Here is a 6,972-nt window from a genome sequence, read left to right as displayed (position 1 = left end):
GGCAAAGAAGTCATCGTCGCGGCCCACCTGTGCCACGCGCAGCACCGCCGCCCAGATCTGCGCTAATGCCTCCTCGACGTGCGTGCGCGGCGCGACCAGCGCGGTCGGGGCGTGGGAGCGGGTCGCGTCGGGCGCGGGCAGCGCGCGGCGATCGAGTTTGCCGTTGGGCGTGAGTGGCAGCGCGTCGAGCACGACGAACGCCGAGGGCACCATGTAGTCGGGCAGCCGCGCCGCCAGGAACGCGCGGAGTTCTGCGGTGAGGCCCGCACCCCCGGCCCTCGCTGCGCGCGGCCCGTGTTCCGGTGTTCCCGTATTCCGTTGTTCCGGGTTCTGGTGTGCTACCACGTACGCTACCAGCCGCTTATAGCCGCGCTCCTCGCTCGCCAGCACAACCGCCTCACGCACGGCCTCATGCTGGCGCAGCACAGCCTCGATCTCGCCCAGCTCGATGCGGAAGCCCCGAATCTTCACCTGCTCGTCGCGGCGACCGACAAACGCGATCGTGCCGTCGGGCAGCCAGCGCGCCAGATCGCCGGTTTTGTAGAGCCGCGCGCCCACCGTTCCGCTGAACGGATCGGGGATGAAGCGCTCGGCGGTCAGGTCGGGACGCTGCCAGTAGCCACGCGCCACGCCCGCGCCGCCGATGTACAGCTCGCCAGGCACACCGATCGGCGACAGCCGCATCTGTCGATTCAGGATGTAGGTCTGAGCGTTGCGAACGGGCCTACCAATCGGCACGATGGACTCCCGATCGGCCAGCGTGAGATCGTGCTGGGTTGCGACGATCGTCGTTTCGGTGGGGCCGTACGTGTTCACCAGCCGCGCCCGTGCTCCAACCAGCCGATGCCAGGCTGCAAGCCGCTCTGGGAGCGCGGCCTCACCGCCGATGATTACCAGCCGCACGTTTGAAGGGAGCGCCAGCGCCTCCGATTCAAGGCTGGCGACCAGCTCATGCCAGTAGGCGGTCGGCAGATCAAGGACGGTCAGGCGCAACGTCGTACACGCCTGCACAAAGGCCGCGAATGATTGCAGCATCGCATCGGTACGCAGCACCAGAGTCGCGCCGGACGCCAAACAGGGGTAGATCTCCTCGGCGCTCGCATCGAAGCTGATTGACGCGAATTGCAGCACGCGATCGTCTGGGCCAGGCGCGTACTCGCGCTGCGCTGCCTGCGTGTACGCCGCCGCGGACCGGTGCTCGACCATAACGCCCTTCGGCGTGCCCGTTGATCCCGACGTGTAGATGATGTATGCAAGATTGTCGGGCGTGACATCCGACGACAAATTTAGCCCGCACTCCCCGTCGATCGCGCTCCAGGTTGCGTCGAAGCACTCGACGTGGACCGATGGCGCTGGCAGCAGCGCGCGGAGATTCGGCTGCGTGAGCACCAGGCTCGCCCGCGCATCTTCCAGCATCCAGGCCAGACGGGCGGCGGGATAGGCCGGATCGAGCGGCACGTACGCGCCACCGGCCTTGAGAATGCCGAGCAGCCCCACAATCAGCTCCGGCGAGCGCTCCATGCAGATAGCGACCCGCGCGTCGGGGCCAGCGCCCAGTGACCGGAGACGATGCGCCACCTGATTCGCGCGCCGGTTCAACTCCTGATAGGTCAGCGCCATGTGCTCATCGACAAGCGCGAGCGCCTGCGGCGTGCGCTCCGCCTGCGCCTCGACCAGCGTATGCACGCAGGCCACACCCTCCGCCGCGCGCGCCGTGACGCTCCAAAGCCGCAGCAGATCGCGCTCGGCATCGTTCGGGATCGGCAGGTCGATCAGCGCTTGCTCCGGCGCGACCACCACACGCTCCAGCACGGCCTGGAACTGCGCCGCCATGCGCGCAATCATCGCGGCATCGAACAGATCGGTGTTGTACTCGAACGACGCAGACAGCCCCTCGTCGGCCTCGACCATCGCCAGTGTCAGGTCGAACATGGCCGTGCCGGTATCGATCTCCAGCGGCTCGAAGACCAGATCCGGTAGCTCAAGCGTCGGCAGCGGCGTGTTCTGGAGGATGAACATCACCTGGAACAGCGGATTACGGCTGAGATCGCGCTCCGGCTGGATCGTGTCGACGAGCTGCTCGAAGGGCAGATGTTGATGGGCATACGCGCCCAGACAGACCTCGCGCACGCGCATCAGCAGCTCACGGAACGATGGATTGCCCGACAGATCGGCGCGCAGCACCAGCGTATTGACGAAGAGGCCGATCACGCCTTCGATCTCGCTGCGAGTACGGCCAGCGATCGGCGTGCCGACGATGATCTCGTCCTGGTCGCTGTAGCGATGCAGCAGCACAGCGAACGCCGCCAGCAGCGTCATAAAGAGCGTCACGCCCTCGCGCCGACTGAGCGCCGACAGCTCCGCGCTCACCTCCTGCGGCAGCCGCAGCGACAGCCGCCCGCCGCGTGTGGTCTGCACGGGCGGACGCGGGCGGTCGGTGGGCAGATCGAGGACGGGTACATCGACGAGCTGGCGTTTCCAGTAGGCCAGGTGCTCTTCCAGCAGCGCGCCTTGCATCCATTGCCGCTGCCACTGCGCATAGTCGACGTACTGGATCGTCAGCGGCGGTAGAAGCTGCTCCGCTGGCTCGGACGATCCGCCGACGTACGCCTGGTAGAGCGTCGCCGTCTCTCCGATCAAGACGCCCATCGACCAGCCATCGGTGATGATGTGGTGCGCCAGCAGCGCGAGCACATGCTCCCGATCAGCCATCTCGAATACCGTCATCCGCAGCAGCGGGCCGCGCTGGAGATCGAAGGGCTGCTCCGCCGCCTGCCGAATCCACCGCTCGACCGCCTCCTGCGCTGCCTGCGCGGACAATCCCTGGAGATCGACTCGCGTCAGCGGCACGTCGACCGAGGATGCGATCACCTGCGCGCGCTGATCGTCGGCCAAACCGTGCCCCTGGACGAAGGTCGTACGGAGCATCTCGTGCCGCGCGATGATCGCCTGCACGCTGCGCTCAAGGGCCGTCAGGTCCAGCCGCCCGCGCAGCCGCACGACCGAAGCGATGACATAGGCCGCGCTCTCCGGCTCCAGTCGATCCAGAAACCACAGGCGCTGCTGGGCGAACGACAGCGGCAGCGGCCTGTCTCGATCGATCCGCGTGATCGGCGACATCTGGATAGCGTGCGCCGTCTCGCGCGCCGCCTCGATCCGCGCGGCAAGCTCAGCCACGGTCGGCGCTTCAAACAGCGTCCGCAGCGGCAGCTCAACGCGGAAGGTGTCGCGCAGCCGCGAGACGAGCTGCGTCGCCAGCAGCGAGTGACCGCCCAGCTCAAAGAAGCGATCATGCCGCCCGACGCGCCCGACGCGAAGCACCTGCGCCCAGATCGCCGCGACCAGCTCCTCGATCGGGGTCCGAGGCGCAGCGTAGGGCACGCTCATATCGGCGGGCTGCACATCCGGCGCTGGCAGCGCCTTGCGATCGATCTTGCCGTTGACGTTGAGCGGCAGCCGATCCAGGAAAACAAACGCGCTGGGGATCATGTAGTCGGGCAGGAATGCCCCCAGGAACTGGCGCAGTTCCTGGGGAGAACAAAGAACAGAGAACAAAGAACAAGAGTCAGGGTTCTTGTGCTCTTCTTTGTTCCGTTGTTCTTTGTTCCGTTGTTCTACAACGTACGCTACCAGCCGCTTTTCGCCCGGATGATCTTCCCGCGCCAGCACCACACACTCGCGCACAGCCTCATGGCGCGCGAGCGCGGCCTCGATCTCGCCCGGCTCGACGCGAAAGCCTCGCAGCTTGACCTGCTGATCGATCCGCCCCAGGTACTCGATGTTACCGTCCGCGAGATAGCGCGCCAGATCGCCCGTGCGATACATGCGCGCGCCCTGCATCGCCGCTGCTCCTTGCGCAAACGGATCGGGAATGAAGCGCTCAGCCGTGAGATCGGGACGGCCAGAGTAGCCACGCGCCAGGCCAACCCCGCCGATGTACAGCTCGCCGGGAATGCCGATCGGCACCGGCTGCATCCGCCGATCGAGCAGATAGATGCTGGTGTTGTCGATCGGACGACCGACCGGCGGACGCTTCGGCCAGTTCGCTGGCGACCGAGGCAGGGCATACGCCGTGACCACGTGCGTCTCGGATGGGCCGTACTCGTTATGTAACGTGCAGCCGGGATGCTGCGCGAGCAGCGCGGTAATAGCGGGCGTCAGGTTGAGCTGCTCGGAGCCTGCGATGATCTGCCGCAGCGGAAGCGGGCCATGCTCCGCCGGACGATAGCCCTCGGCGACCTGTTGCAGCGCGACGGCAGGAATGAACATGCGCTGAATCGATTGGTCGCGCAGCACGCGCGCCAGATCCGCCAGATCCCGGCGCGTCTCCTCGGCAATCCCGACGACCGTCCCGCCCGACAGCCAGGTGCTAAACATATCCTGAAAGGACACGTCGAAGCTCAGCGAGGCGAATTGTAGCGTCCGCGCGCCCGGAGGCAGCATGTTATGCCGCCGCTGCCAGTGGAGCAGGTTGAGCAGCGCGCGCTGCACCATCGCAATACCTTTCGGCCTGCCGGTCGAGCCTGAGGTAAAGGTGATGTACACGACGCCATCGAGCAGCACCGAGCCCGGCAGGTTTATCGCAGGCTCCTGCTCGATCCGCTCCCATGCGGCGTCCAGGCAGAGTACCCGCGCCGCACCGTCAGGCAGCGCCCTGCGCAGCCGCTCATGGGTCAGAATCAGCGAGACACCCGCGTCTTCCAGCATCAGGCGCAGCCGCTCCCTGGGATAGGCCGGATCGAGCGGCACATACGCGCCGCCCGCCTTGAGCACGCCGAGCGCCGCAACAATTTGATCGACTGATCGCTGGAAGCAGAGGCCGACATAGACCTCGCGGCCTGCGCGGCCAACGCCAAGCGCCCGCAGGTGATGCGCGAGCTGATTGGCCCGCCCATTCAGCTCGCGGTAGGTAAGCTCGACATCGTCGAAGATCAGCGCGCTCAGATCCGGCGTGCGATCGGCCTGCGCCTCGAACAACTGCTGGATGCTTCGATCCTGGGGATAGTCCAGAGTCGTCGCGTTCCACGCCCCGAGCAGCAGGTGCCGCTCGTGGCTTGTGAGCAGCGGAAGCGCGCCGAGTGGCTGCTCCGGCTGTGCGACCGCGCCCGCCAGCAGCACCTCGAAGTGACCCAGCATCCGCCGGATCGTCGCGGCGTCGAACAGATCGGTGCTGTACTCCAGCAGCGCGGAAAGGCCCTGCTCGGTCGGAGTTATCGTCAGCGAGAGATCAAATTTCGCAGTGCCGTTGTCGACGTCGACCGGCGTGATCGTCATGTTTGGCAGATGGAGCGCCGGCATCGGGAGATTTTGGAGCACGAACAGCACCTGGAAGAATGGCTGTCGGGTCATGTCGCGCTCCGGCTGAAGCGCCTCGACCAGCATCTCGAAGGGCACGTCCTGATGGGCATAGGCCTCTAGCGCCACATTGCGCACCCAGCGCAGCGCCTCTGCAAAGCTCGGATCGCCCGCCAGATCCGTCCGCAGCACAAGCGTGTTGGCAAAAAAGCCGATCAGCCCCTGAGTCTCGCCGTGCGTCCGATTGGCGATCGGCGTGCCCACGACGATCTCGCGCTGGCCGCTGTAGCGATGCAGCAAGGTCTGGAACGCCGCCAGCAGCGCCATGAAGAGCGTCGCGCCAAACTGCTGGCTCAGCGCTTGCAGCGCCGTGCTCAGGGCCGGACTCAGGGCTAGCATTTCTCGCGCGCCCTGGTAGGTCGGCGTCGCGGGACGTGGCCGATCGGTCGGTAGCTCAAGCGGCGAGATCCCAGCAAGCTGCTGCCGCCAGTAGCCAAGCTGCCCTTCGAGCACGGCGCCCTGCATCCAGCCTCGCTGCCAGACCGTGTAGTCGGCATACTGGATCGGCAGATCGGGCAGTGCGGCGGCCTGGCCCGTGATTCTGGCGGCATAGCACGCGGCGCATTCGCGGATCAGCACGCCCATCGACCAGCCATCGGTGATGATGTGATGGAACGTCAGCAGCAGGCGGTGCTCCTGCTCAGACAATCGCAGCAGCGTGGCACGGACGAGCGGCCCGCGCTGAAGATCGAAGGGTGTGCGCGCCTCGGTCATCGAGATACGCCGTGCCTCTGCGGAGCGCTCCGGCTCCGGCAGCGCTTGCAGATCGACCAGCGTCAGCTCCAGCCGCAGCGTCGGCGCGATGACCTGCACGGGCTGATCCTGAACCTGCGCGAATGTCGTACGTAAGGTCGCGTGGCGCTGTACGATGTCGTTGAGGCTGGCCTCAAGCGCGGCCAGATCGAGCACGCCGTTCAGGTGGAGCGCGATCGGGATGACATAGGCCGCGCTGCCGGGCTGCAACTGATCGAGGAACCAGAGGCGCTGCTGCGCGAACGACAGCGCCAGCGGTCCCGCGTGCGCCACCGGCGCGATCGGCGGCACCGCATCCGCCTGCGCCTGCGTGATCGCCTCCGCCAGCGCCGCCAGCGTCGGCCCTTCAAACAGCGTCCGCAGCGCCACCGCCACCCCGAACTGCGCGCGCACCCGCGCCAGCAGGTGCGTCGCCAGCAGCGAGTGCCCGCCCAGCGCAAAGAACGAGTCGCCCACGCGCACCTCGGCCACGCCCAGCACCGCCGCCCAGATCTCCGCCAGCGCGACCTCCACCGTCGTGCGCGGCGCGACGCCGCGCGCTTCCCGCCTATCCTCCGGCGGCGGCAGCGCGCGGCGATCGACCTTGCCGTTGGGCGTCAGCGGCAGCGCGGCGAGGAAGACGAACGCGCTCGGCACCATGTAGGCGGGCAATCGATCGTGCAGATAGGGGCGGAGGTCCGCGCTCACCGGGTCCGTGGTGCTTGGTTCTGTGGTGCTTTGCTCGACCACATACGCCACCAGCCGCGTGTCGCCGCGCTCCTCGCGCAGCAGCACCACCGCGTCGCGCACGGCCTCATGCTGGCGCAGCACGGCCTCGATCTCGCCCAGCTCGATGCGATAGCCCCGCAGCTTGACCTGCTGATC

General features: G+C 66.9%; 1 protein-coding gene. It reads right to left on the bottom strand.

The window, feature by feature from the left end; translation table 11 throughout:
- The coding region (locus tag VFZ66_11860) for an amino acid adenylation domain-containing protein (GenBank protein HEX6289883.1) at nt 1-6,972 on the bottom strand (6,972 nt) is incomplete at both ends.

The organism is Herpetosiphonaceae bacterium (assembly GCA_036374795.1).
Classification (GTDB): domain Bacteria; phylum Chloroflexota; class Chloroflexia; order Chloroflexales; family Kallotenuaceae; genus LB3-1.
Note: the sequence above shows the minus strand (reverse complement) of the source record. Positions and strands in the feature narration are given on the sequence as shown.